25 protein-coding genes are annotated in these 26449 nt (G+C 61.7%); 10 read left to right on the top strand and 15 right to left on the bottom strand.

The genetic code is table 11. The features are described from left to right. The 12 genes from IV091_RS09030 to IV091_RS08975 all read right to left on the bottom strand — a co-directional run. Positions 1 to 397 (bottom strand): aspartate-semialdehyde dehydrogenase (locus IV091_RS09030; RefSeq protein ID WP_293467812.1); only part of this gene is annotated, 397 nt, incomplete at its 3' end. A gap of 247 nt (positions 398 to 644) precedes the next feature. Next, entirely contained in the window at positions 645 to 1715 is a 1071-nt protein-coding gene (gene leuB, locus IV091_RS09025) for a 3-isopropylmalate dehydrogenase (protein WP_293467809.1), read from the bottom strand. A gap of 69 nt (positions 1716 to 1784) precedes the next feature. Next, positions 1785 to 2438 carry a 3-isopropylmalate dehydratase small subunit gene (gene leuD, locus IV091_RS09020; RefSeq protein WP_293467806.1) on the bottom strand — a complete coding sequence of 218 codons (654 nt, stop codon included), beginning with the start codon at positions 2436 to 2438 and terminating at the stop codon, positions 1785 to 1787. A gap of 9 nt (positions 2439 to 2447) precedes the next feature. Beyond that, positions 2448 to 3899, bottom strand: coding sequence for a 3-isopropylmalate dehydratase large subunit (gene leuC, locus IV091_RS09015; protein WP_293467803.1), 1452 nt, complete (start codon positions 3897 to 3899; stop codon positions 2448 to 2450). Positions 3900 to 3928: 29 nt separating this feature from the next. Then, on the bottom strand, positions 3929 to 4876 hold the full coding sequence (locus IV091_RS09010; RefSeq protein ID WP_293467817.1) for a LysR family transcriptional regulator: 948 nt from the start codon (positions 4874 to 4876) through the stop codon (positions 3929 to 3931). Between the two features lie 276 nt (positions 4877 to 5152). Then, complete coding sequence (gene gltA, locus IV091_RS09005; protein WP_293467800.1) at positions 5153 to 6463, bottom strand: citrate synthase; 1311 nt, start codon at positions 6461 to 6463, stop codon at positions 5153 to 5155. 32 nt (positions 6464 to 6495) lie between these two features. Continuing rightward, entirely contained in the window at positions 6496 to 6798 is a 303-nt protein-coding gene (locus IV091_RS09000; RefSeq protein ID WP_293467814.1) for a succinate dehydrogenase assembly factor 2, read from the bottom strand. A 29-nt stretch (positions 6799 to 6827) separates the two neighbouring features. Beyond that, positions 6828 to 7532 carry a succinate dehydrogenase iron-sulfur subunit gene (locus IV091_RS08995; protein WP_293467797.1) on the bottom strand — a complete coding sequence of 235 codons (705 nt, stop codon included), beginning with the start codon at positions 7530 to 7532 and terminating at the stop codon, positions 6828 to 6830. Between the two features lie 20 nt (positions 7533 to 7552). After that, a complete protein-coding gene (gene sdhA, locus IV091_RS08990; protein ID WP_293467794.1) occupies positions 7553 to 9349 on the bottom strand; it encodes a succinate dehydrogenase flavoprotein subunit in 1797 nt (598 codons plus the stop codon). 62 nt (positions 9350 to 9411) lie between these two features. Further along, positions 9412 to 9777: a succinate dehydrogenase, hydrophobic membrane anchor protein gene (sdhD, locus tag IV091_RS08985; RefSeq protein WP_293467791.1), complete on the bottom strand. Its 366-nt coding sequence runs from the start codon at positions 9775 to 9777 to the stop codon at positions 9412 to 9414. Positions 9778 to 9796: 19 nt separating this feature from the next. Then, positions 9797 to 10243, bottom strand: a complete 447-nt coding sequence (gene sdhC, locus IV091_RS08980; RefSeq protein WP_293467788.1) for a succinate dehydrogenase, cytochrome b556 subunit — start codon at positions 10241 to 10243, stop codon at positions 9797 to 9799. 125 nt (positions 10244 to 10368) lie between these two features. Beyond that, the gene (locus IV091_RS08975) at positions 10369 to 11157 is read right to left on the bottom strand and encodes a GntR family transcriptional regulator (RefSeq protein WP_293467785.1); all 789 of its coding nucleotides are present in this window, start codon (positions 11155 to 11157) and stop codon (positions 10369 to 10371) included. Positions 11158 to 11425: 268 nt separating this feature from the next. Between IV091_RS08975 and IV091_RS08970 the strand changes: the two genes are divergently transcribed. The 9 genes from IV091_RS08970 (at position 11426) to IV091_RS08930 (ending at position 23224) form a co-directional block, all read left to right on the top strand. Beyond that, a complete protein-coding gene (locus tag IV091_RS08970; protein ID WP_293467782.1) occupies positions 11426 to 12412 on the top strand; it encodes a malate dehydrogenase in 987 nt (328 codons plus the stop codon). An 88-nt stretch (positions 12413 to 12500) separates the two neighbouring features. Continuing rightward, positions 12501 to 13487, top strand: a complete 987-nt coding sequence (locus IV091_RS08965; protein WP_293467779.1) for an aldolase/citrate lyase family protein — start codon at positions 12501 to 12503, stop codon at positions 13485 to 13487. A gap of 50 nt (positions 13488 to 13537) precedes the next feature. Further along, positions 13538 to 14176 carry a hypothetical protein gene (locus IV091_RS08960; protein WP_293467777.1) on the top strand — a complete coding sequence of 213 codons (639 nt, stop codon included), beginning with the start codon at positions 13538 to 13540 and terminating at the stop codon, positions 14174 to 14176. Between the two features lie 60 nt (positions 14177 to 14236). Then, positions 14237 to 16852: a bifunctional aconitate hydratase 2/2-methylisocitrate dehydratase gene (locus tag IV091_RS08955; protein WP_293467775.1), complete on the top strand. Its 2616-nt coding sequence runs from the start codon at positions 14237 to 14239 to the stop codon at positions 16850 to 16852. A 156-nt stretch (positions 16853 to 17008) separates the two neighbouring features. Continuing rightward, on the top strand, positions 17009 to 19972 hold the full coding sequence (locus IV091_RS08950; RefSeq protein ID WP_293467773.1) for an aconitate hydratase: 2964 nt from the start codon (positions 17009 to 17011) through the stop codon (positions 19970 to 19972). Then, on the top strand, positions 19969 to 21204 hold the full coding sequence (locus tag IV091_RS08945) for an FAD-dependent monooxygenase (protein ID WP_293467771.1): 1236 nt from the start codon (positions 19969 to 19971) through the stop codon (positions 21202 to 21204). Before IV091_RS08950 ends, IV091_RS08945 begins: the two co-directional genes overlap by 4 nt. A 33-nt stretch (positions 21205 to 21237) precedes the next feature. Next, positions 21238 to 21594 (top strand): DUF2946 domain-containing protein, encoded by a 357-nt coding sequence (locus IV091_RS08940; protein ID WP_293467768.1) that lies wholly within the window; start codon positions 21238 to 21240, stop codon positions 21592 to 21594. 211 nt (positions 21595 to 21805) lie between these two features. Further along, entirely contained in the window at positions 21806 to 22306 is a 501-nt protein-coding gene (locus tag IV091_RS08935) for a copper chaperone PCu(A)C (RefSeq protein ID WP_293467765.1), read from the top strand. Between the two features lie 144 nt (positions 22307 to 22450). Next, entirely contained in the window at positions 22451 to 23224 is a 774-nt protein-coding gene (locus IV091_RS08930) for an SDR family oxidoreductase (RefSeq protein WP_293467763.1), read from the top strand. A 19-nt stretch (positions 23225 to 23243) separates the two neighbouring features. Here IV091_RS08930 and argF read toward each other — a convergent pair whose 3' ends face one another. Both argF and IV091_RS08920 read right to left on the bottom strand, forming a co-directional pair. Beyond that, positions 23244 to 24182, bottom strand: a complete 939-nt coding sequence (argF, locus tag IV091_RS08925; protein ID WP_293467761.1) for an ornithine carbamoyltransferase — start codon at positions 24180 to 24182, stop codon at positions 23244 to 23246. After that, positions 24179 to 25393: an aspartate aminotransferase family protein gene (locus IV091_RS08920; protein WP_293467759.1), complete on the bottom strand. Its 1215-nt coding sequence runs from the start codon at positions 25391 to 25393 to the stop codon at positions 24179 to 24181. The genes argF and IV091_RS08920 overlap by 4 nt, the downstream gene beginning before the upstream one ends. A 254-nt stretch (positions 25394 to 25647) precedes the next feature. Between IV091_RS08920 and IV091_RS08915 the strand changes: the two genes are divergently transcribed. Further along, positions 25648 to 25965, top strand: coding sequence for a DUF3579 domain-containing protein (locus IV091_RS08915; RefSeq protein WP_293467757.1), 318 nt, complete (start codon positions 25648 to 25650; stop codon positions 25963 to 25965). Positions 25966 to 26125: 160 nt separating this feature from the next. Here IV091_RS08915 and rpsT read toward each other — a convergent pair whose 3' ends face one another. After that, complete coding sequence (gene rpsT, locus IV091_RS08910) at positions 26126 to 26443, bottom strand: 30S ribosomal protein S20 (RefSeq protein ID WP_293467754.1); 318 nt, start codon at positions 26441 to 26443, stop codon at positions 26126 to 26128. Between the last annotated feature and the right edge of the window lie 6 nt (positions 26444 to 26449).

Below are 26449 nucleotides of genomic sequence, written 5' to 3'. Positions count from 1 at the left end.
TGTTGCCGCCCTTGGCCAGCGCATTCTTGATGACGGGCAGGTTGACCGGGTCGAGTACGATCACGGCGTCGTCATTCATGCGCAGGGTCGAGGCTGCATCAATCCAGTGGCCGGTCCAGCCAGAGGCGCGCAGCTTCGGAAACACTTCGGAGGTGTAGTCGCCACCCTGCGCAGTGATGATGATGTCGCACTTCTTGAGTGCTTCGATGTCAAAGGCATCCTTCAGCGTGGTTTCGTTCTTCGCCTGCGCAGGGGCCTTGCCGCCGGCGTTGGAGGTCGAAAAGAAGACCGGCTCGATCAGCTCGAAGTCGCCTTCGGCCTGCATGCGGTCGATCAAGACCGACCCGACCATGCCGCGCCAGCCGACGAGGCCTGTGAGATTGCCTGAGAGTTTCATGGGTTGCCCTTAAAAAGTACGAAAAATCGGCTTTTTGGTCCGGCTCATCGAGCCGGCGGGCACGACGAGGCGGGCTTGTCAGCCTTTAATGGTGGTCGTTTTGGTGAACTGGGGAAAAGCCGGCGCGCCGCTTCCCGCACGCGTTGCGGCGGGGCAGTGGACTGGTGCGGGGTTTTTGCTCATAGGGAACTATTGTAGCCAGACTCGCCTTTAATCTGGCTGACAAGCTGCTGCGTGCCCGTCGGCTTCAGCCAAGCGCCTTGACCACTGCATCGCCCATTTCCACCGTCCCGACGCGGGTCGTGCCTTCGCTGTAGATATCCGGCGTGCGCAGACCCAGGCTCAGCACCCGGTCAACGGCTTGTTCAATGCGGGCGGCGGCTTCGGGCTGGTTCAGGCTGAAGCGCAGCATCATCGCCGCGCTCAAGATGGTCGCCAGCGGATTGGCGACGCCCTTGCCGGCAATGTCAGGCGCGCTGCCGTGGCTGGGCTCGTACAGGCCCTGGCCCTGGCTGTTCAGGCTGGCCGAGGGCAGCATGCCGATGCTCCCGGTCAGCATCGCGGCCGCATCCGACAGGATGTCGCCAAACATGTTGCCGGTGACCACCACGTCGAATTTTTTTGGCGCCTTGACCAACTGCATGGCCGCGTTGTCCACGTACATGTGGTCCAGCGCCACGTCGGGGTACTGTAGCCCGACTTCAGTGACGATGTCTTTCCAGAACTGGAAGGTTTCGAGCACGTTGGCCTTGTCCACGCTGGTGACGCGTTTGCCGCGTTTGCGCGCCGCCTGGAAGGCAACGTGCGCGATGCGCTCGATCTCTGGGCGCGAGTAGCGCATGGTGTCGAAGGCTTCTTCGGCGCCGGGGAAATGGCCGTCCGTGGCAATGCGGCGGCCGCGTGGCTGGCCAAAGTAAATGTCGCCGGTCAGCTCGCGGATGATGAGAATGTCCAGGCCGGACACCAGTTCGCGCTTCAGGCTCGACGCCTCCACCAGCTGTGGGTAGCAGATGGCGGGGCGGAAGTTGGCAAACAGGCCCAGGTTTTTGCGCAGGCCCAGAATGGCTTGTTCGGGGCGTAGCGGCCGGTCCAGCGTGTCGTATTTCCAGTCGCCGACGGCGCCGAACAGCACGGCGTCGGCGTCTTTGGCCAGCTTCAGCGTGACGTCGGGCAGCGGGTGGCCAAAGGCCTCGTAGGCTGCGCCGCCGACCCGTGCGGTTTCGGTTTCAAAGGGAAGGTCCAGTACCTTCAGAACCTTGACGGCTTCGGCGACGATTTCAGGGCCGATGCCGTCACCGGGGAGAATTGCGATTTTCATGAGTGCTATCTTTTTATGCTTGCACTGGCCCGTATTCATTGGGCCAGCGCATGATTTTTTCTTGAATATTTACTGAGCCGCCAGCGTGTGGTTCAGCCAGGGCTTGGAAGCCAGGCGCGCTGCTTCAAACGCCTTGATCTTGTCGCTCTGGCGCAGGGTCAGGCCAATGTCGTCCAGACCGTTGAGCAGGCAATATTTGCGAAAAGCCTCGACCTCGAACGGTATTTCTTCGCCTTGCGGCTTGACGATCACCTGGCGCGCCAGGTCTATCGTGAGCGTGTAGCCGGGAAAGGCCAGCGCTTCGTCAAACAGCCGGGCGACTTGCGCTTCGGGCAGAGCTATGGGCAGCAGTCCGTTCTTGAAGCTGTTGTTGAAGAAGATGTCGGCGTAGCTGGGCGCAATGATGGCGCGAAAGCCGTACTGGTCGAGCGCCCACGGCGCATGCTCGCGCGAGGAGCCGCAGCCAAAGTTTTTGCGCGCCAGCAAAATCGAGGCGCCGGCGTAGCGCGGCTGGTTCAGCACAAAGTCCGGGTTCGGCTTGCGGCTGGCCGGGTCCTGGCCCGGAAAGCCGGCATCCAGGTAGCGCCACGCGTCAAACAGGTTGGGGCCAAAGCCGGTCTTGCGGATGGATTTGAGGAACTGCTTGGGGATGATGGCGTCGGTGTCGACGTTCTCGCGGTCCATCGGAGCCACGAGGCCTTGGTGTACGGTGAATTTCTGCATGGTGTGACCTCAGGAGAATTTGCGTATGTCTACGAAGTGACCGTGCACTGCTGCAGCGGCGGCCATGGCCGGGCTGACCAGGTGGGTGCGGCCGCCCGCACCCTGCCGGCCTTCAAAATTGCGGTTGCTGGTGGAGGCGCAGCGCTCGCCCGGCTCCAGTCGGTCGGCATTCATGGCCAGGCACATGGAGCAACCAGGTTCGCGCCATTCAAAGCCTGCCGCGATAAAAATCTTGTCCAGGCCTTCGCGCTCGGCCTGTTCCTTGACCAGCCCGGAACCAGGAACGACCATGGCCAGCATGACGTTCCTGGCGACTTTCTGGCCGATTTTTTTGACCACCGCAGCGGCTTCCCGCATGTCTTCAATCCGGCTGTTGGTGCACGAGCCGATGAACACCTTGTCGATGTAGATGTCGCTGATCGCCTTGCCGGGTTCCAGGCCCATGTAGGTCAGTGCGCGTTCCATGGCGTCGCGCTTGTTGGCGTCTTTTTCCTTCTCGGGGTCCGGCACCTTGTCTTCAATCGACAGCACCATCTCGGGCGAAGTGCCCCAGCTGACCTGCGGCAGGATCTGGCTGGCGTCCAGCTCCACAACGGCGTCGAATTTGGCGTCCGCATCGGAGTGCAGCGTAGCCCAGTACTGTGCCGCCATGTCCCATTCAGGGCCGCCTACAAACTGGCCGGTCTTGGGGTCGGTGCCGGGGGCCAGCAGGCGGCCCTTCACGTAGTCGATGGTTTTCTGGTCCACCGCGACCAGGCCGGCGCGCGCGCCGCCTTCAATCGCCATGTTGCAGACCGTCATGCGGCCTTCCATGCTGAGCGCGCGAATCGCCGAGCCGGCAAATTCAATGGTGTAGCCGGTACCGCCCGCGGTGCCTATCTTGCCGATGATGGCCAGCACGATGTCCTTGGCGGTGCAGCCTTTGGGCAGCGTGCCTTCGACCTTGATCAGCAGGTTCTTGGCTTTTTTGGCCAGCAGGGTTTGCGTGGCCATCACGTGCTCGACCTCACTGGTGCCAATGCCGTGTGCCAGCGCGCCAAAAGCGCCGTGGGTGGAGGTGTGCGAGTCGCCGCAGACCACGGTCATGCCGGGCAGGGTGGCGCCGTTTTCGGGCCCAATCACATGCACGATGCCCTGGCGTTTTGAGAGAAACGGAAAGAAGGCGGCGGCGCCAAATTCGTGGATGTTGGCGTCCAGCGTGGTGATCTGCTCCTTGCTGACCAGGTCGGTGATGCCGTCGTAGCCCAGTTCCCAGCCGGTGGTGGGCGTGTTGTGGTCAGCCGTGGCCACGATGGAACTGATGCGCCAGACCTTGCGGCCGGCCTCGCGCAGGCCTTCAAAGGCTTGCGGGCTGGTGACTTCATGCACCAGGTGGCGGTCAATGTAGAGAATCGAGGTGCCGTCTTCTTCGGTGTGAACAACGTGCTCGTCCCAGATTTTGTCGTAGAGGGTGCGTCCCATGGGTTTTCCTTCGTGGTGATAACGTAATTTTAGGGGGGAGACAGGGGTTCTGCTGTGCGTGGCGACGGTGCTTGCGTCAGGTGGTCTACCAGCAGCCGCGCTGTCAGGGGCAGGGTCGAAAAATCCCGTGCGACCAGGGAGATCTGGCGCTTTGCCCAGTCGTCGGTCAAGGCCACTGCCGCCAGCGCCCCGACGCCGTGCATCAACTCAAACGCGCGCTGTGGCATCACGCCGACGCCCAGCCCGTTGTGAATCATGCGGCACATGGCGTCCAGGCCGGTGACGTGAATGCGCAACTTGATGGTGCGGCCCACAACGGCAGCGGCTTGCCGCATCGCCAGGTAGATGGAGCTGTTGGCGTGCAGGCCCACCTGGTCGTAGTCAAGCGCTGCTTCAAAAGCAATCGCTGGAAGTGTCGTCAGGGCATGGCCTGATGGCACGATGAGCACCAGCTGGTCGTGGCGGTAAGGCCGCGTTTGCAGGTCGCCCGTGCCGTTGGCGGTGTTGCACACGCCCAGGTCTGCCGCGCCTTCCTGTACGGCACGCACCACCTCGGTGCTGAGGTGTTCTTCCAGGTCGATCTTGATCTCGGCATGCTGGCGTGTGAAGGCGCCCAGGTCTTCCGGCAAAAACTGCACGATGGCCGAAATGCTGGCGTGCACGCGCACATGGCCGCGCACACCGTCGGCGTACTCGCTCAGTTCGCCCTGCATTTTCTCCAGGCTGAACAGCACCGAGCGGGCATGGTGCAGCAAGCTTTCGCCTGCGGGTGTCAGGTCAACGCCACGGGTATGCCGGTAAAGCAGTGCAATGCCAAGTGCCGCTTCCAGATCACTGAGGCGTTTGCTGACGGCGGATGCCGCAATGAACTCCCGCTCGGCCGCCTTGCCGATGCTGCCCAGTTCGCACACGGCTACAAAGAGCTGAAGCGAGGTCAGGTCGATGCGGCGGGCGAAATTGCGTTCTGAGCTCTTGATGGACATGGGTGTTTGGTCGTCGTACTTGACGATGGATTGCTATTTTGCAGCTTAACCAAACGATCTGTCATCGTAATTTGAGATGTCCCACTTGTTGAAATCTTCGAAGGTGAAAAATGGCATAGAAATTATCGATATTTTTTGTGCCTGGCCTATACGCTGTGGGATTAGTTTGCTATTTAAGATGTAGCAATAAATATCGGCGAAAGCCGGACATTAAAAAACCCGCCGATGTTGCCATCCGGCGGGTTTTGGTCAAAGCGATAAGCTGACGGATTAACGCTGGGCCATGGGCTTGACGTCGCGCGGGGTCGAACCCGTGAACAACTGGCGCGGACGGCCAATCTTGTATTCAGGGTCGCCAATCATCTCGTTGAGCTGGGCGATCCAGCCCACGGTGCGGGCCAGCGCGAAGACAGCAGTGAACAGCGGCACAGGAATGCCGATGGCGCGCTGCACGATGCCGGAGTAAAAGTCCACGTTGGGGTAGAGCTTGCGCGACACAAAGTATTCGTCTTCCAGTGCAATCTTTTCCAGGGCCATGGCCAGCTTGAACAGCGGGTCGTTTTCCAGGCCCATTTCCTGCAGCACTTCCTTGCAGGTTTCCTGCATCAGCTTGGCGCGCGGATCGTAGTTTTTGTAAACGCGATGACCAAACCCCATCAGCTTGACGGTCGAGTTCTTGTCCTTGACCTGCTTGATGAATTCGCCGATGTTCTCGACGCCGCCGTTTTTCTGGATATCACCCAGCATGTTGAGCGCCGCTTCGTTGGCGCCGCCATGGGCCGGGCCCCAGAGGCAGGCAACACCGGCAGCGATGGCTGCGAACGGGTTGGTGCCCGACGAGCCGCACAGGCGGACCGTGGAGGTTGACGCGTTCTGTTCGTGGTCTGCGTGCAGTATAAAGATACGGTCCAGCGCGCGTTCGAGCACCGGGTTGACCTTGTACTCTTCGCACGGCGTGGCGAACATCATGTGCAGGAAGTTGCCCGAGTAGCTCAGGTTGTTCTTGGGGTACATGTAGGGCTGACCCATGGTGTACTTGTACGCCATGGCCACCAGCGTCGGCATTTTGGCAATCAGGCGAATCGCGGCGATCTCCCGGTGCTCGGGATTCGTGATGTCGGTGCTGTCGTGGTAGAAGGCCGACAGGGCGCCGACCAGACCGGTCATGATGGCCATCGGATGCGCATCCCGGCGGAAACCGCGCAGGAAAAACTGCATCTGCTCGTTGACCATGGTGTGGTTGGTCACGCGGCCGACAAAGTCCTTTTTCTGGTCACCGTTAGGCAACTCCCCGTACAGCAGCAAATGGCAGGTTTCCAGAAAGTCGCAATTCGTGGCGAGCTGCTCGATCGGGTAGCCGCGGTACAGCAACTCGCCCTTGTCGCCGTCAATGTAGGTGATGGCCGACTGGCAGGACGCCGTAGACAGAAAACCCGGGTCGTAGGTGAACATGCCGGTCTGGGCATACAGCTTGCGGATGTCCACGACATCCGGACCTACCGTACCCTGGTACACCGGCAACTCCAGGCTGGGTGTGCCATTGGTGAAGGACAGGGTGGCTTTGTTGTCAGCTAACTTCATGTTGAATTCTTTCTCTCTTGTCAGAGGGGGTGTTAAGGAGCCGGGGCCCCGGGGCGAAGCAAGCGCAGTACTTCAAGTGCTTCGGTGGTCGAGGCGCTTTCCTTTGCCAGCGAATCAGAGAGCTGTTCAGGCTCTTTTCTCCTCAGTAGCAGGTCCAGCAAATCGTTGTCGGACAGCGCCATTAAATCATCCAGGCCTTTAGCCTGGCTGACGGTCAAGGTCGCCTCATGGCGCAGAAAGAATTTTTCGATCAACAGGTCGTTTTCAAGCAAACCGCGGCGGCAGCGCCACCTGAGTTTGCTTAAACCCCGTTGATCCAGCAGCGCGTGTGTCATGGTCATGGGGTGTCTGGGTTGCAATGTATTCAGACCGTGCGCAACACCATCATTTCCTTGATTTTGCCGATAGCCTTGGCCGGGTTCAGGCCCTTGGGGCACACGTCAACGCAGTTCATGATGGTGTGGCAGCGGAACAGGCGGTACGGGTCTTCCAGGTTGTCGAGTCGCTCGGCGGTGGCTTCGTCGCGGCTGTCGGCCAGGAAACGGTAGGCCTGGAGCAATCCGGCCGGGCCCACGAACTTGTCGGGATTCCACCAGAAGCTGGGGCAGGCGGTGGAGCAACTGGCGCACAAGATGCATTCGTACAGGCCATTGAGTTCGTCGCGCTCTTCAGGGCTTTGCAGACGCTCTGTTTGGGGCGGCACGTTGTTGTTGATCAGGTAGGGCTTGATCGAGTTGTACTGCTTGAAGAACTGCGTCATGTCGACAAACAGGTCGCGCACCACTGGAAGGCCGGGCAGCGGCTTCAGGACGATGGTTCCTGTCAGCGTGCGCATGTTGGTCAGGCAGGCCAGGCCATTCTTGCCGTTGATGTTCATGGCATCAGAGCCGCAAACACCTTCGCGGCAGGAGCGGCGAAAGGAGATGGTGGGGTCCTGTGCCTTGAGCTTCATCAGTGCATCGAGCAGCATGCGTTCGCTGCCGTCGAGTTCTACCTCGATGGTCTGCATGTAGGGCTTGGCATCGGTGTCGGGGTCGTAGCGATAGATCTGGAAAGTACGTTTGGTCATGGGAATTTCCGCTTGTATTTTTAGAAGGAGCGAACTGTCAGGGGCACGGAATCAACCGTCAGCGGCTTCATTTGAACCGGCTTGTAGGCGAGGCGGTTGCCTTCGCTGTACCACAGCGTGTGTTTGTGCCACTCGCTGTCGTTGCGGCCATTCGGATGCGCGGGCGTGTCGCCGTAATCGTCCACGGAATGGGCGCCGCGGCTTTCGTGGCGGGCTGCTGCAGAAACGATGGTGGCTTCAGCGGCCTCGATCAGGTTCTCAACTTCCAGTGCCTCGATGCGCGCGGTGTTGAAAATCTTGGACTTGTCTTTCAGGCCGATCGTATTGACACGCTTGCGCAGTTCGGCAATTTTTGTGACGCCCTCATCCATGATGGCCTGGGTGCGGAACACGCCAGCATGCTGCTGCATGGCAGCGCGGATGTCGTTGGCCACGTCCTGCGCATACTCGCCCGTGGTGGCGTTGTCCAGGCGCTCGATGCGCGCCATGGTTTTGTCGGCAGCGTCAAGCGGCAATGGCTTGTGCTCGGCGTTGGCCTGGTTGAATTCGACGATGTGGTTGCCGGCAGCGCGGCCAAACACCAGCAGATCCAGCAGCGAGTTGGTGCCCAGGCGGTTGGCGCCGTGCACGCTCACGCAGGCGCATTCACCGACCGCATACAGGCCATTGACGACCTGGCTCTTGTTGTCGGCGTCCTGCGTGACCACCTGGCCGTGAATGTTGGTCGGGATGCCGCCCATCTGGTAATGGATGGTGGGCACCACGGGAATCGGTTCCTTGGTGATGTCGACGTTGGCAAAATTGTGGCCAATCTCGAACACCGAAGGCAGGCGCTTCATGATGGTCTCGACGCCCAGGTGGGTCATGTCAAGATTGATGTAGTCCTTGTTGGGGCCGCAGCCACGGCCTTCCTTGATTTCCTGGTCCATGCAACGCGACACGTAGTCGCGCGGCGCCAGGTCTTTGTAGGCCGGGGCATAGCGCTCCATGAAGCGCTCGCCGTTGCTGTTGCGCAAAATCGCGCCTTCGCCGCGGCAGCCTTCGGTCAGCAGCACGCCGGCGCCATGTACGCCGGTGGGGTGAAACTGCCAGAACTCCATGTCTTCCAGGGGAATGCCGGCGCGTGCCGCCATACCCAGACCGTCACCGGTGTTGATGAAGGCATTGGTCGAGGCCGCAAAAATGCGGCCAGCGCCGCCGGTGGCGAGCAGCGTGGTCTTGGCTTCAAAAATATGCACGTCGCCGGTTTCCATCTCGATGGCCGTGACGCCCACGACGTCGCCATCGGCATCGCGGATCAGGTCCATCGCCAGCCATTCGACGAAGAAGCTGGTTTTTTCCTTGACGTTTTGCTGGTACAGCGTGTGCAGCATGGCGTGGCCGGTGCGGTCGGCTGCAGCGCAGGCACGCTGCACTGATTTTTCGCCGTAGTTGGCGGTATGGCCACCAAACGGACGCTGGTAAATCGTGCCGTCGGGGTTGCGGTCAAACGGCATGCCCATGTGCTCCAGGTCATAGACGACCTTGGGCGCTTCGCGGCACATGAATTCGATGGCGTCCTGGTCGCCGAGCCAGTCGGAGCCCTTGACGGTATCGTAAAAATGGTAGTGCCAGTTGTCTTCAGACATATTGCCCAGGGAGGCACCAATGCCGCCTTGCGCGGCCACGGTGTGGGAGCGCGTCGGGAACACTTTGGAGAGCACGGCGACGTTCAGGCCGGCACGGGCCAGTTGCAGCGAGGCGCGCATGCCGGAGCCGCCGGCACCGACGATGACGACGTCAAATTTGCGCTTGGGGAGTTTGGAGGTTGCGGTCATGGTTTTTCTTGAATCTAGTTAGCCGGATACGGCCAGGTTTGACTTGGGGTTGACTTGGAGGGTTAAAGGCGCCACAGCACCTGAATACCCCAGCCTGCGCAAGCAACCAGCCAGACAATGGTGAATACCTGCAGAAACAGACGCAGGCCGATCGGCTTGATGTAGTCCATCCAGACGTCGCGCATGCCAACCCAGACGTGAAGCAACAGGGCAACGATGACGGTGAACGTCAGCACCTTCATCCACTGCGGCGAAAAGATGCCGGCCCACTGGTTGTAGCCGATGGGGCCCTTGCTGAAAATGACCTGTGCCAGCAGCAGCAAGGTGAAGAGGGCCATCAGGGCCGCTGTGATGCGCTGGCTCAGCCAGTCACGTGTGCCGTAATGAGCGCCGACAACAATGCGCTTGGAGCCGTAATTGACAGACATGGTGTGCTTTCCCTGAAAATTAATAAAGGCCAAACAGCTTGGCACCCAGCACCAGCGTGAGGCCAATGCTCACGGCCAGCGTGAAGGCGGCGGACTGCCTGCCGAAATCCTTGCTGACGGCTTCGTGGCTGGCGTCCATCCAGAGGTGGCGAAGGCCGGCGATGAAGTGGTGCAGGTAGGCCCAGATCAAGGCCAGCGCAACCAGCTTCCAGAGCACGCCGGGCAAGCCCAGCAGGCCCACATTGAAGGCGGCCTTGAATTTTTCAAATGAAATTTCAGATGAAATCGACGTGTCGAACATCCAGATGATGAACGGCATCAGGATGAACATGAGCGCCCCGCTGACGCGGTGAAGGATGGACACGATGCCTGCGAGAGGCAGCCTGTAACCCGGAAGGTCAGTGAGTGCGTTGATGTTGCGGAATTCAGGCCGCTTGGGGCGCTGTTTTGATGCCAGCTCTGTCATTTTTGTGGGCTTTCTTGGGTGTAACTAGGTGGTAACCGGAAATGTGGTGACCTTCTGACCGTGATAATTCTATTGCAACGCAGCAAATCAATTTACAAAGCTTTGCAGCGCATCAACTACTCCTGTCAACTAAGTTCATTTTTGTAGTGGTGGGTGTCGGTGCGGTACAGGCCCCGTCGCAACTCCATGGGCACGTCGTTGTAGGTGTAGGCGGTGCGCTCCACGCTCAACAGCGGCTCGCCTACCGGCACTTTCAGCAATTCGGCCGAAGCCGCATCGGCGGCAAGTGCCCGTATATTTTCTTCGGCCCGCACCATGCGCACACCAAACTCGGTTTCAAACAGCGCATACATGGGGCCGCCGTAGCTTGCCAGTCGATCAGCCGTCAGTCCCTTGAACGGGCCGCCCGGGAGCCAGACGTCTTCCAGAATCGTGGGCGTGCCCTGAAAGGACAACACACGGCGCAGCTGCAGCACGGCATCGCCGGCGCGCAGGGCCAGTGCGCGGGCAATGTCTGCGGGCGCCCGCAGGCGCTTGCAGTCGATGATTTGTCGCTCCGCCGGTCCTTCACTGCGCAGGTCGCCGCTGTCGGGCATGAGCCTCAGGAAGCGGTACTGCACCTGCTGTTCGGCATGGGTGGCTACAAACGTGCCCTTGCCCTGGCGACGCATCACCAGGTTTTCAGCGGCGAGCTCGTCAATCGCCTTGCGCACCGTGCCCTGGCTGACGCGAAAGCGCGCTGCCAGGTCCATTTCGCTGGGAATCAATTCGCCGGGTTTCCACTCGCCCGCCTGCAGGCTTTTCAGAATCAAGACCTTGATTTGCTGATACAGCGGGCTGAACGCGGGGGTCGCGCCAGCTTGCGTGCTGGCCGCTGCGGCAAGGTCGTGAAAGGAGGAGGGGGCAATGGCCATGGTGGACACGGGTTAAATCATGGTTTGGTCGCGCAGGCAGCGCGTCACAAGCACATGCGCAATCATATCTTATATAAGACATAAGACAAATTGACTTCAGGCGCTTTTCGAGCGTAAAATCTTCGGCTGAGCGCGGCGCGCCAAGCGGTTTCTGTTTGGGGAGGCAGGGTGGCAAACCCCCCTGACCACCTCGTAACCCAAGGATGCCGCCCAACACCTCACCCTGCTAGGTGCAAAGCATTTTTTTACTTTACTGGAGTTGTCAATCATGAGCAAAAAACCCGTCCGCGTTGCAGTCACTGGTGCAGCAGGCCAAATCGGCTACGCATTGTTGTTTCGTATTGCCTCCGGCGAAATGCTGGGCAAAGACCAGCCGGTCATTTTGCAGTTGCTTGAAGTTCCCGTCGAGGGCCCCCAGAAGGCGCTCAAGGGCGTGATGATGGAACTGGACGACTGCGCCTTCCCGTTGCTGGTGGGCATGGAAGCGCACAGCGATCCGATGACGGCATTCAAGGATGCCGATTACGCAATGCTGGTCGGTTCGCGTCCACGCGGCCCGGGCATGGAGCGTGCCGAGTTGCTGGCTGTCAACGGCGCCATCTTCACCGCGCAGGGCAAGGCACTCAACGCCGTCGCCAGCCGTGATGTCCGGGTGCTGGTGGTCGGCAACCCTGCCAATACCAATGCCTACATCGCCATGAAGAGCGCGCCTGATCTGCCGCGCAAGAATTTCACCGCCATGCTGCGCCTGGACCACAACCGTGCTGCGAGCCAGATCGCCGCCAAGACCGGCAAGCCTGTGGCCGACATTGAAAAACTCACGGTGTGGGGCAACCATTCGCCCACGATGTACGCCGACTACCGTTTTGCCACCATCAATGGCGAAAGCGTCGCCGCAATGATCAACGACCAGGAATGGAACGCCAACGTGTTCCTGCCCACCGTCGGCAAACGCGGCGCTGCCATCATTGAAGCGCGCGGCTCATCGTCTGCCGCTTCAGCTGCCAACGCAGCGATTGACCACATGCGCGACTGGGCGCTGGGCACCAATGGCAAGTGGGTCACGATGGGCATTCCATCCGACGGCCAGTATGGCATTCCGAAAGACACGATGTTCGGCTTCCCCGTGACCTGCGAAAACGGTGAATACAAGATCGTCGAAGGTCTGGAGATTGATGCATTCAGCCAGGAACGCATCAACAAGACCCTGGAAGAATTGCAGGGCGAGCAAGCCGGCGTCGCCCACCTGCTGTAAAGGCAACGCGGTGCACAGCGCTCCCCCAGCAAGCACAGCCCCCTTGGGGGGCAGCGCAGCAGATGCCGCGACGAAGGCGGCGGGGGCGATGCATCCGCGCGAAGTGCTCCTCGGTGCGCAGGCCGCCACGGCGGTGCTGCCAGTTTGTGACCATTACAGCGGCGTCGAGGCGCGCATGCGCAAAAGCCTGCAGCTGCAGGCCGAGATGATCGAGGAGTTTGGCGCCTGCGTTTTCGACGTGACGCTGGACTGCGAAGACGGCGCGCCCGTGGGCGGCGAAGCCGAGCACGCGGCCATGGTGGTGGCGCTGGCAACCTTGGCCAGCAACCAGGCGCGGGTCGCGGTGCGCGTGCATGCGGTAGACCATCCCGCTTTCGATTCCGATGTGGCGGTGATCGCCGGTTCGCTGGCGCGCACGCTGTCGCACATCATGGTGCCCAAGGTGGAATCCATTGACGACGTGAACCGGGCCGTGCAGGCGCTGCACGCCGCGTCGGCCGATCAGCTGCCGCTGCATGTACTGATTGAATCACCGCTGGCGGTTCATAACGCCTTTCAAATTGCCGCCCATCCCCGCGTGCAGTCATTGAGCTTCGGGTTGATGGATTTTGTGTCCGCGCATGGCGGTGCGATTCCGGCCGATGGCATGAGCAGCCGGGGCCAGTTCACCCACCCGCTGGTGCTGCGCGCCAAGCTTGAAATCGCATCGGCCTGCCATGCGTACGGAAAAGTGCCATCGCATTGCGTGGTCACCGAATTCAGCGACACGGCGGCCATGAAGGCCGCTGCCGGAAAAGCGGCCCGTGAACTGGGCTACACCCGCATGTGGAGCATTCACCCGCACCAGATCCGCCCCATACTGGAAGCCTTTGCGCCTACGGAGGGCGACATTGCGGATGCTACAAAAATAATAGCTGCTGCCGCTCGTGAAAATTGGGCGCCCATAAGTTTCCAGGGTAAATTGCACGACCGTGCCAGTTACCGCTACTTCTGGCAGGTGCTCGAGCGGGCGCACCAGACTGGCCGGACGCTTCCTGCCGAGGCGCAAATTTATTTCCAGGCGCAGCCCGCCTGAGCTTCAATACAAGCGCACCACATCATTTCTCACCACCTCATGAAGGCCGTATGAAAACCACCCCTATCGCAACGCTTGCCTGCACCTTGACCGCCGCTGTCTTCATGGCCGTCTCCGGCCTGGCAACGGCGCAAACCACGACGGCCAAGACCGCCAAGCCGGCGGCCGTGAGCAAAAAAGAGGCCGTGGCCAAAAAGAAGCCGCCGGTCAGTGCCAACCGCACCAATCTCAAGACCACCGCCAAGAACGTGGCGGCTGGCATTGAAGCCGCCGAGGCCGCCATGACCCCGGCAGAACTGGCCATTGCCGAGCGTGTGCATGTGGGCAGCATGCCTTGCGAACTCGGTGCATCGGTCAACCTGACCCAGGATGACAAGGCGCCCGGTTACTTTGACATGCAAGGCAAAAACTTCAAGTACCGCATGTTCCCGGTGGCCACCACCACGGGCGCCATTCGGCTGGAAGACCAAAAAGCCGGTGCGGTGTGGCTGCAACTGGCCAACAAATCGATGCTCATGAACCAAAAGCTGGGCATTCGCCTGGCCGATGAGTGCATGAGTCCTACGCAAGTGGCCATGGCCGAGGTGCTCAAGCGCAACCCACCCCCCAGCGTGCTGGATGCGCCCAAACCCGCTGTGCTCCCCGTCCTCCTCGTAGAACCGCTGCAGCCGGCGCTGCCCGCCCAATAAGTCTTTTCTAGATCCACGAGTTTCCGATTCCCCCACAATTTTGAATAGAGGAAAACCAGCATGTCATCAGAGTTCCTGAAAGGCTACCGCACCCATGTCGCCGCACGCGCCGCATTGGGTATTCCGCCGCTGCCGCTGTCGGCCGAGCAGACCGGTGAGGTCATTGAATTGCTGAAAAATCCGCCCCGGGGCGAAGAGTCGTTTCTGGTCGAACTGATCACCTACCGCGTGCCGGCAGGCGTCGACGATGCGGCCAAGGTCAAGGCCAGCTACCTGGCTGCCGTGGCGCACGGCACCGAGCCTTGCGCGCTGATTTCGCGGGTCCAGGCCACGCAACTGCTGGGCACCATGCTGGGCGGCTACAACATCAGCCCCATGATCGAGCTGCTCGACGACGCTGATCAAGGCGTTGCAGGCGAAGCCGCCAGCGGCCTGAAAAACACCCTGCTGATGTTCGACCAGTTTCACGACGTCCAGGAAAAAGCCGAAAAAGGCAATGCCCATGCCAAAGCCGTGCTGCAAAGCTGGGCCGACGCCGAATGGTTCACCAGCCGTCCCGTGGTGCCGGAATCGATCCAGCTGACCGTTTTCAAGGTCGCTGGCGAGATCAACACCGATGACCTGTCGCCCGCGCCCGATGCATGGAGCCGCCCCGACATTCCGCTGCACGCCCTGGCCATGCACAAAAACGCGCGCCCCGGCGTCACGCCTGAAGAAGATGGCAAGCGCGGCCCAATCAAGTTCATGGAAGAACTCAAGGCCAAGGGTAACCTGGTGGCTTACGTGGGCGACGTGGTCGGCACGGGTTCCTCACGCAAGTCGGCCACCAACTCGGTGCTGTGGTGGACTGGCGATGACATTCCCTACGTGCCCAACAAGCGTTTTGGCGGCATCTGCCTGGGTAGCAAGATCGCGCCCATTTTCTACAACACCATGGAAGACTCCGGCGCGCTGCCCATCGAGCTCGATGTCAGCCAGATGGCCATGGGCGATGTCATTGAGTTGCGCCCTTACGATGGCAAGGCGCTGAAAGACGGCCAGGTCATTGCCAGTTTCAAGCTCAAAAGCGATGTGCTGTTTGACGAAGTGCGCGCCGGTGGCCGCATTCCCCTGATTGTGGGCCGTGGCCTGACCGCCAAGGCACGCGCCGCGCTGGGCTTGCCCGTGTCCACCCTGTTCCGCTTGCCGCAAAGCCCGACAGCCAGCAGCCGCGGCTTCACGCTGGCCCAGAAAATGGTCGGCCGCGCGGTGGGCCTGCCTGAAGGCCAGGGTGTTCGTCCAGGCACCTATTGCGAGCCCAAAATGACCAGCGTGGGCAGCCAGGACACCACCGGCACCATGACGCGCGACGAACTGAAGGACCTGGCCTGCCTGGGCTTCAGCGCTGATCTGGTGATGCAGTCGTTTTGCCACACAGCGGCTTACCCCAAGCCGGTCGATGTGAAGATGCATCACGAGTTGCCGGAGTTCATGCGCACCCGCGGCGGCATCAGCCTGCGTCCCGGCGACGGCATCATCCACAGCTGGCTCAACCGCATGCTGCTGCCCGATACCGTGGGCACCGGCGGCGACAGCCACACCCGCTTTCCGATCGGCATCAGCTTTCCTGCCGGCTCCGGCCTGGTCGCTTTTGGTGCGGCCACTGGCGTGATGCCGCTGGACATGCCCGAGAGCGTGCTGGTTCGTTTCAAGGGCAAGATGCAGTCTGGCGTGACCTTGCGTGACCTGGTCAACGCCATCCCGCTGTACGCCATCAAGGCGGGGCTGATGACCGTGGCCAAGCAGGGCAAGGTCAACATTTTCTCGGGCCGCATCCTGGAAATCGAAGGCTTGCCTGACCTGAAGGTCGAGCAGGCGTTCGAATTGAGCGATTCGTCGGCCGAGCGCTCTGCCGGCGGCTGCACGGTGCACCTGAACAAGGAACCGATCATCGAGTACATCACCAGCAACATCACCATGCTCAAGTGGATGATTGCCACGGGCTACTCGGATGTGCGCACCATCAATCGCCGCATTGCCGCCATGGAAGCGTGGCTGGCCAATCCGCAACTGCTCCAGGCCGACGCGGACGCCGAGTACGCAGCCGTGATCGAGATCGACCTGGCCGACATCCACGAACCCATCGTGGCCTGCCCAAATGATCCGGACGACGTGAAAACGCTGTCGGATGTGGCCGGTGCCAAGATCGATGAAGTGTTCATCGGCAGCTGCATGACCAACATCGGCCACTTCCGTGCCGCCTCCAAGCTGCTTGAAAACAAGCGCGACATTCCGGTCAAGCTCTGGATGGCGCCACCGACCAAGATGGATGCCAGGCAACTGAGCGATGAAGGCCATTACGGCGTGCTGGGCGCTGCGGGCGCGCGCATGGAAATGCCGGGCTGCAGCCTGTGCATGGGCAACCAGGCGCAGGTCAAAGAGGGCGCGACCGTGTTCTCCACCTCGACCCGCAATTTCCCTAACCGCCTGGGCAAAAACTCCAACGTGTACCTGGGATCTGCCGAACTGGCCGCGATTTGCTCCAAGCTGGGCCGGATTCCGACCAAGGCAGAGTACATGGCCGACATGCAAGTCCTCACGGTCGCCAGCGAACAGGTGTATCAATACCTGAACTTTGACCAGGTCAAGGATTACACCGACCTGGCCGAAACTGTGAAAGACCGCGTGGCTGTATAAAAGCTTCGTCTTCCCCTAAAAAAGCGGCTTCGGCCGCTTTTCTTTTTGCGCGCTGCGCAAAGCTCGGATTGGCGCAGGGCTTGCGGCCGTGCTTTGCAGGGTTGGCCGGGGCAGTGCCAAAATGGCGGTGCATGCTTTAACAACAAGGAGATCGCCATGGCCAAATCACCCACCCCCGCACGCGCCCCTTTCCGCTCGCGCGCACACGCCTTTGCATCGACACTGAAAAACTTCAAGACTGCCTCCGGCAAGGCGGGCAAGTTTTACTCATTGCCCGCGCTGGCCAGGCAGTTTCCGAATGTGTCGCGCCTTCCGGTGTCCCTGCGCATCGTGCTCGAGTCGGTGCTGCGCAACTGCGATGGCAAAAAGGTCACCGCAGCCCATGTCGAGGAGTTGGCCAACTGGCAGCCCAACGCAGCCCGCACCGAGGAAATCCCGTTTGTCGTGTCGCGCGTGGTGCTGCAGGACTTTACCGGTGTGCCGCTGCTGGCCGACCTGGCCGCCATGCGCAGCGTGGCCCTGAAACTGGGCAAGAACCCGAAGTCGATCGAGCCGCTGGTGCCGGTCGACCTGGTGGTGGACCATTCCATCATGGTCGACCACTTTGGTAAAAAGAACTCGCTGGACCTGAACATGAAGCTGGAATTCCAGCGCAACCGCGAGCGCTACGAGTTCATGAAATGGGGCATGCAGGCCTTTGACACCTTTGGCGTGGTGCCGCCTGGCTTTGGCATCGTGCACCAGGTCAACCTGGAATACCTGGCGCGCGGCGTCCATAAGACCAAGGGCGATGTGTACTACCCCGACACGCTGGTCGGCACCGACAGCCACACCACCATGATCAACGGCATTGGCGTGGTCGGCTGGGGCGTGGGCGGCATTGAAGCCGAGGCCGCCATGCTGGGCCAGCCGGTCTACCTGCTGACGCCCGACGTGGTCGGCATGGAGCTGACCGGCCGGCTGCGCGAAGGCGTGACCGCCACCGACCTGGTGCTGCGCGTGACCGAAACCCTGCGCCGTGAAAAGGTCGTGGGCAAGTTCGTGGAGTTTTTTGGCGAAGGCACGCGCAGCCTGGCGCTGCCCGACCGCGCCACCATTGGCAACATGGCGCCTGAATACGGCGCCACCATGGGCTTCTTCCCGGTCGATGAAAAAACCATGGCCTACTTCAAGGGCACTGGTCGAACCAAGGCCGAGATGGAAGCGCTGGAGGCCTACTTTCGGGCGCAAGGCCTGTTCGGCGTGGCCAAGGCGGGCGACATTGACTACTCGCAGGTGGTCACGCTCGACCTGGGCGATGTCACGCCCAGCCTGGCCGGCCCCAAGCGGCCGCAGGACCGCATCGAGCTGGGCCAGGTGGCCAGCCAGTTTGCCGCGTTGTTCAGCCAGCCGATTGCCAGCAACGGCTTTAACCAGCCCGCCGCGCTGCTGGAGACCCGCCACCAGGTGCGCCGTAGCGACGAGGGACGGCCCGACACTTTGCCCGCCGCGCCGCCGACACCGTTGGGCGCCGCACGCTCGGTGGTTGAAATGGAAAGCAACCGCCCCGTGATGGCGCATGAAAACAGCCCTGCCACGGCCAGAGCCACGGCCAAGCCGCCCGGAAAAAGCCTGACCGTGGGCAATGGCGACGTGCTGATCGCCGCCATCACGAGTTGCACCAACACCTCCAACCCGAGCGTGCTGTTGGCGGCCGGGCTGCTGGCCAAGAAAGCCGTGGAAGCCGGCCTGAAGGTCCAGCCGCACATCAAGACCTCGCTGGCGCCGGGTTCGCGCATCGTGACCGAATACCTGACGGAGACCGGCCTGATGCCCTATCTGGAAAAACTCGGTTTTTCGCTGGCCGGCTATGGCTGCACCACCTGCATCGGCAACTCGGGCGACCTGACGCCCGAGCTGAACGAAGCGATTACCAAAAGCGACCTGGTGTGCGCCGCCGTGCTGTCGGGCAACCGCAACTTCGAGGCGCGCATCCACCCCAACATCAAGGCCAACTTCCTGGCCAGCCCGCCGCTGGTGGTGGCCTACGCCCTTGCCGGAACGGTGCGGCGCGACCTGATGACCGAGCCGGTCGGGCAGGGCAAGGGCAAGGATGGAAAGTTAAGGGACGTCTATCTGGGCGACATCTGGCCGACCAGCGAAGAGATTGAAAAGCTCATGAAGTACGCCATGAGCGGCAAGGCGTTCAGGGCCAACTACGCCAAGGTCAAGACCGAGCCGGGCAAGCTGTGGGAAAAGATCAAGGGCGTCAGCGGCACCAGCTACACCTGGCCGGCCAGCACCTACATTGCCGAGCCGCCGTTCTTCAAGGACTTTGCCATGGAAATAGAAGCGGCTAGTACAGAAAAGGCGACAGGCCAGGCTGATGCTATTTCTGTGAAAGGCGCGCGCATCATGGCGCTGTTTGGCGACTCGATCACGACCGACCATATCTCACCCGCCGGTTCCATCAAGGCCAGCTCGCCCGCCGGCTTGTGGCTGCAGGCCCACGGCGTGCTCCCGGCCGACTTCAACAGCTATGGCTCGCGCCGCGGCAACCACGATGTGATGGTGCGCGGCACCTTTGCCAACGTGCGCATCAAGAACCTGATGATCCCGGCCGACCAGGAAGGCTCGCGCGAGGAGGGCGGCGTCACGCTGTACCACCCGGCCAGCCGCGTGCCTGAGAGCGTGATCCAGAAAATGCCGATCTACGACGCCGCCATGAAGTACATGGCCGAGGGCACGCCCACGGTGGTTTTCGCAGGCGAGGAATACGGCACCGGCTCCAGCCGCGACTGGGCCGCCAAGGGCACGCAGCTGCTGGGCATCAAGGCCGTGGTCGCCAGGAGTTTTGAGCGCATTCACCGCAGCAACCTGGTCGGCATGGGGGTGCTGCCGCTGCAGTTCAAGCCAGGCGAGTCGTGGCAGACCCTCCAGCTTGTCGGCTCCGAGGTCATTGACGTGATTCCGAACCCCGACCTCAAGCCGCAAAGCGAGGCCCAGCTGGTCATCACGCGGGCCGACGGTTCGCGCCAGGAAATCACGGTGATTCTGCGCATCGACACGCCGATTGAAGTGGACTACTACCGCAACGGCGGCATCCTGCCCTTCGTGCTCAGGCAACTGCTGGCCCAATGATGCGGCAGGCGCTGGTGGTGGGCGGCGGCATAGGCGGGCTGGCGGCGGCTTTGTCGGCGTCGCGCGCTGGCTGGGATGTGCGGCTGTATGAACGGGCACCCGCCTTCAGCGAGGTGGGCGCCGGTGTGCAGCTCGGGCCCAACGTCGTGCGGGTGCTGCACGGCTGGGGGCTGGAGGCTGAACTGGCGCGCGTTGCGGCGTTTCCGGACCGGCTGCAGGTGCGCGATGCCCTGTCGGGTCAGGCGCTGGGCGTGCTGCCGCTGGGCGCCCGGGCTGTACAGGTCTACGGTGCGCCCTATGCCACCATTGCCCGCGCTGACCTGCATGGCTTGCTGCTGGGCGCGTTGCAGGCGCGCAGCAACCTGTGGCTCAACCTCAGCAGCGCAGTGGCCCGGTTTACCGACAGCGGATCGGTGGTGACGATCAAGACCACCGAAGGCCTGGAGGTGGAAGGCGATGCGCTGATTGGCGCTGACGGCCTGTGGAGCCGCGTGCGCGAGCAACTGCTGAACGACGGCCTGCCGCGCGTGACCGGCCACCTGGCCTACCGCGCCATGCTGCCGCAGGCCAGCCTGCCCGAGCGGCTGCGCAGCCAGCAGGTCACGGCCTGGCTGGGCCCCCGGCTACATGTGGTGCAGTACCCGGTGCGCGGCGGCGACTGGCTGAACGTGGTGGCCATCGTGCACGGACAGGTCGAGCGCGACCTGCAAAGCTGGGACCACGCGGCCCACGCCGCCGGGCTGCAGGCGGCGCTGGCGCACACGGCAGCGCCGCTGCGCGAACTGATTGATGCGGTGACGGCGTGCGGCGATGCCCCGGTGGATGACGGCGCCGCCGTCGGCTGGCGGCTCTGGCCGCTGTGCGACCGCCCGCCGATGCGCGGTGCGTACCAGCAGGCGCAAGGCCGGGTGGCCTTGCTGGGCGATGCCGCACACCCGATGCGACCCTACCTGGCGCAAGGCGCGGGCATGGCGATTGAAGATGCTGCCGAACTCGGTCGGGCCCTGGGCCTGGCGCAAGATCCGGCCTTCGAGGTGCCCGCGCTGCTGCAGCGCTATGCCCTCAGGCGCTGGCAGCGCAATGCCCGGGTGCAGGCCCGTTCACTGCGCAACGGCCAGATCTTTCATGCCGACGGCGCGCTGCGCCTGGCGCGCAATGCGTCGCTACTGGTGCTGGGCGAAAAGCTGCTGGACCTGCCCTGGCTGTATGGCGACCAGCCCGCGCTGGCCTGAGTCTGCGCCTTGGCCGCCATGTAAACTCCTGTGATGCAAACCCTGCGCAATGCCCACCTGATCGCCCGCTTCGTGCTGGTGTGGTTCGCATTGTCGGTCGGCGTGGCGGTGGCTTCGCCCATCGTCAAGCCGCAGGCCATGGAGCTGATCTGCTCCAGCGCCGGGGTGATGAAGGTGCTGTTCACCTCCGATGACGGCGGCCGGGACGCCGCCAGCCCGGCGCTCGACTGCCCCCTGTGCGCCGCCACCAGCGCGCCGCCGCCGTTGGCGCGCCTCGCCGCCGAGCCGCCTCAGCCGCCGGCTGATGTGCTGCCAGGCATTGCGGTCGACCATCTTGCCGCGCTCACTGCCGCGCCGCCGCCTGCGCGCGGGCCGCCCACCCTGTCTTGAAATATTAAATTCATAGCGCCTCAGGTCCGCTTCATAAGCGCTGCAGGTTGATTTAATTGATATTCCACGGAATTTCAGGGCTTTAGCCCAGCCGCTGGCCATGGCCCGGGCCGCAGCGTCCCCCCACTTGAAACCGATTTTTTGCTGTCTCACCACCTGGACGCTCGTTCGTCGCATCACGTCCATTTTTCAATTCATTAAAGGAAACACCATGAAACTCAAAACCCTGACCCTGATCGCCGCCCTGGCCTCTGGCAGCGTCTACGCCCAGACCGTCGAAGTCAAAGACGCTTGGGTCCGCACCACAGTGGCCGGCCAAAAGGCGACCGGCGCCTTCATGAACATCAGCGCCAGGGACGGCGCCCAGCTGGTCGGTGTCTCGTCGCCGGTGGCGGGCGTCACGGAAGTCCATGAAATGAAGATGGAAGGCGAGATCATGAAAATGCGCCCGGTTCCCATACTCGATATTCCCGCCGGCAAGACGCTGGCACTCAAGCCCGGCGGCTACCACGTCATGCTGCTGGACCTGAAGGTACCGCTGGCCAAGGGCGGCAGCGTGCCGCTGACGCTGGTGTTCAAGGACGCCAGGGGCGCCGAGAGCAAGGTGGAGCTGAAAGTGCCGGTGGCCACGGTCGCGCCTGGCGCCAAAATGGGCAGCATGCCCGCCATGAACCACGACAAGATGCCGATGGATCACAGCCAGCACAAGTAATCAGCTGTTTTTTTTCGGGTCTTTGCGCCGAAATGCAACGGCGCAGGAGTTGCGTCGTCCTCATGCACAATTCAAGGGATCCGCGGTGGCTGTTGGCCGAATCAACAACCCCGACACAGCGACGTAAAAACACACAGGTACACCATGACCCAAAGCAATCTGAACAACCCGGCGCACCATCAAGTTGCCCTCGTGACGGGTGCAGGCACCGGCATTGGCCGGGCCGTGGCGCTGGCCTTGTTGCGGGACGGCTACCGCGTGGTGCTGGCCGGGCGGCGCATCGAGCCGCTCAATGCCGTGGCCCAGGAGTCCGGCACGGGCCGCGCCCTGGCCGTGCCCACTGATGTGAGCCAGCCTGAATCAGTGGACGCCCTGTTTGCCAAAATCAAGGCGGTGTATGGCCGGCTCGATGTGCTCGTCAACAACGCCGGCGTGAGCGGCATAGGCGTCAATTTTGAGGACATCGCCTTTGAGCAATGGCAAAACGTCGTCAACATCAACCTGACGGGCTCGTTTCTTTGCGCCCAGGGGGCGTTCCGCTTGATGAAGGAACAACTGCCCCAGGGCGGCCGCATCATCAACAACGGCTCGATCTCCGCCCATGCACCCCGGCCCAATTCAGCGTCCTATACCGCGACCAAGCACGCCATCACGGGCCTGACCAAATCCATCTCGCTCGACGGCCGCAAGTACAACATTGCCTGCGGTCAAATTGATATTGGCAACGCCCTGACGGAGTTGTCGGCGCGCATGACCAAAGGCGTGCTGCAGGCCAACGGCGAGATCGCGATTGAACCGATGATGGACGCCAGCGAAGTGGCCGATGCGGTGGTGCACATGGCCGCGCTACCACTGTCCACCAACATCCAGTTTATGACCATCATGGCCACCAACATGCCGTTTGTGGGGCGCGGCTGATTTTTTGACCCGCAGGGCGTCAGGCAACCCTGCCCAGTAAAAGGTATTCCATCAGCGCCTTTTGCACATGCATGCGGTTCTCGGCCTCGTCCCACACCACGGACTGCGGGCCGTCAATCACGTCGGCTTCGACTTCTTCACCGCGGTGCGCCGGCAGGCAATGCATGAAGAGGGCGTCGGGCTTGGCGGCCTGCATCATCTCGCGGTCCACGCACCAGTCGGCAAAGGCTTTTTTGCGCGCTTCGTTCTCGGCCTCGTAGCCCATGCTGGTCCACACATCGGTGGTGACCAGGTCGGCACCGGCGCAGGCCTGCATGGGGTCCTTGAAGACCTCGTAGCTGTCGGCCGAGCGGATGCCGGCGATCGACTGGTCGACCTCGTAGCCGCCGGGTGTGCTCAGGTGCACCTTGAAACCCAGGATTTCGCTGGCCTGCAGCCAGGTGTTGGCCATGTTGTTGCCGTCGCCGACCCAGGCCACCGTTTTGCCCGCAATGGAGCCGCGATGCTCGATGTAGGTAAAGATGTCCGCCAGGATCTGGCAGGGATGGAACTCATTGGTCAGGCCGTTGATGACCGGCACGCGTGAATGCGCGGCAAAGCGCTCGATCTTGGTCTGCTCGAAGGTGCGGATCATCACCAGGTCGACCATGCGGCTGATGACCTTGGCGCTGTCCTCGATCGGCTCGGCGCGGCCCAGCTGGCTGCCTTCGGTGGTGAGGTTGACGACCGTGCCGCCCAGCTGGTACATGCCGGCCTCAAAGCTGACGCGCGTGCGGGTCGAGGCCTTTTCAAAAATCATGACCATGGTGCGGTCAATCAGGGGCTGGTGCTTTTCGTAGGCCTTGAACTTTTTCTTGATCAGGGCGGTGCGCTCAAACAGGTAGGCGTAGTCGCTCGCGCTCAGGTCGCTGAACTGCAGGTAATGCTTGAGGGGTTTCATGGGGCTGCTCATGGTCATTCTTTTTCCTGCAGAAATTGCTTGATCAGGGGGCACAAAATGGCCACGATCTCATCGGCCTCGGCCGTGCTCAGGATCAGCGACGGCACGATGCGCACCACGGTGTCGGCCGTGACGCTGATCAACAGGCCATGCTCGGCGGCGCGGCTGACCAGGTCGCCGCAAGGGATGGTCAACTCGATGCCCAGCATGAGGCCGCGCCCGCGGATTTCCTTGAAGCCCTTGAGGCTGGCCAGTTCCCGGGTCAGTGCGGCCCGCAGGTGGTCGCCGACCCGGGCCGCATTGGCCAGCAAGCCGTCTTCTTCCATGATGCGGATGGTTTCCACGCCGGCCCGCATGGCCAGCGGGTTGCCGCCAAAGGTGGTGCCGTGGTTGCCGGGGGCAAAAATATGGGCGGCCTTGGGGCCGGCCACCACAGCGCCTACGGGAACGCCTGAGCCCAGCCCCTTGGCCAGTGGCATCACGTCGGGCTTGATGCCGGACCACTGGTGCGCAAACCATTTGCCGGTGCGGCCCATGCCGCACTGCACCTCGTCAATCATGAGCAGCCAGTCGCGTTCGTCGCAGAGCTGGCGCGCTTGCTGCAGGTATTCGTCGCGCATGCTGTTGACGCCGCCTTCGCCCTGGATCGCCTCAAAAAACACCGCGACCACGTTCGGGTTGTTGGCGGTGGCCGCTTTCAGCGCCTCAAAGTCGTTGAGGGGAACGCGGATAAAGCCTTCGACCAGCGGGCCAAAGCCTGCCTGCACCTTGGGGTTGCCGGTGGCGCTCAGCGTGGCAATGCTGCGGCCGTGAAAGGCCTTCTCGTAGACCACGATTTCGGGGCGCTCAATGCCTTTGTCATGGCCGAACTTGCGCGCCAGTTTCAGTGCTGCCTCGTTGGCTTCCAGTCCGGTCGAGCAGAAAAAAACATTTTCCAGACCGGACAGTTCCACCAGCTTGGCCGCCAGCGTTTCCTGAAGCGGCACATGGTAGTAGTTGGAACAGTGAATCAGCTTGCCGATCTGCTCTTGCAGGGCAGGCACCAACCGGGGGTGGTTGTGTCCCAGGGTGTTGACGGCGATACCGCCCAGCGCATCGAGGTAGGACTTGCCATTGACATCCCAGACCCGGCAACCCTGGCCATGCGACAGCGCGATCGGCAAACGGGCATAGGTCGTCATCACATGGGGGGACGCGGCTTCAATAGGAAGGGGCAGGGCAGCGGTCATGGAAAAAGCTCCGGGGGCAATCGTCAAAAAAAGGAGGCCGCGATATACGGCTGCGAATCTGATGTGATTTTAGGCGCAGTGCTCACTGTCTCTTGTTGCGGCGGTGCCTCACCGCAAGCAGGGGTCTTGCAAGGTGTCCGGCCCGCAGGTGCCGGACCCGCAAGCAGCGCTGAGTCTTATATAAGATAGAATAGTTGTGCGATGCAGCATCGGGCATTACCCTCGTCCCTTGGCACGCTCAAACCCTCCACCCGATGGTCTCCAACTCCGCTAAAGAAGTCTTCATTCAGGGCGTCACCCGCGATGGCAAAACCTTCCGGCCCAGCGACTGGGCGGACAGGTTGTGCGGTGTGATGAGCCAGTTCCGCCCCGGCGGTCCCCAACCGGGCAGTCACCTGACGTATTCGCCCTGGTGCGTACCCACGGTCGTCAACGGCATCAAGTGCGTGGTCGTCAACGCGCAATTACGCGACGCCGAGCCTATGGCCTGGGACTTTGCGATCAACTTTGCCAAAGACAACGATTTGCAGATGGCTGAAGCCTGCCTGATTCCCGATTCGCCCAAACGCTGACGTTCGGAGTGAGGCCGCAGCTTGCAGGCCTTGAACGTTGCACATAAAAAAACCACCAGAGCGTGACACGCTGGTGGTTTTTTTACTTCGCTTGCAGCGCACCCTACAAAACGGCGGACTGTATTGGTTAAAAATCCAGTCCGGGCGGTTTGCCTAAAAGTTAGGCGGCCTTTGGTTCTTCGACTTTCAGTGCCAGGGCTTTCACCTTGGCGGACAGGCGGCTCTTGTCGCGCGCTGCCTTGTTCTTGTGGAAGATGCCCTTGTCGGCAACTGCGTCCACAATGCTCTGTGCCTTGGCAAACATTTCTGTGGCTTTGGTTTTGTCACCGGTGAGAACGGCTTTTTCGACGTTTTTCACAGCGGTGCGGTATTTCGAACGCAGCGAGGTGTTCGCAGCGTTGAGTTTGACGTCCTGGCGGACGCGTTTGCGGCCGGAGGCGAGGCGGGGGTTCTTTTTCTTGGGTTTGGCGGTTGCCATAAATAG

It is taken from the genome of Polaromonas sp., assembly GCF_018780625.1.
In the GTDB taxonomy this organism is placed as follows: domain Bacteria; phylum Pseudomonadota; class Gammaproteobacteria; order Burkholderiales; family Burkholderiaceae_C; genus Polaromonas.
This window is presented reverse-complemented; position numbering and strand designations above follow the sequence as displayed.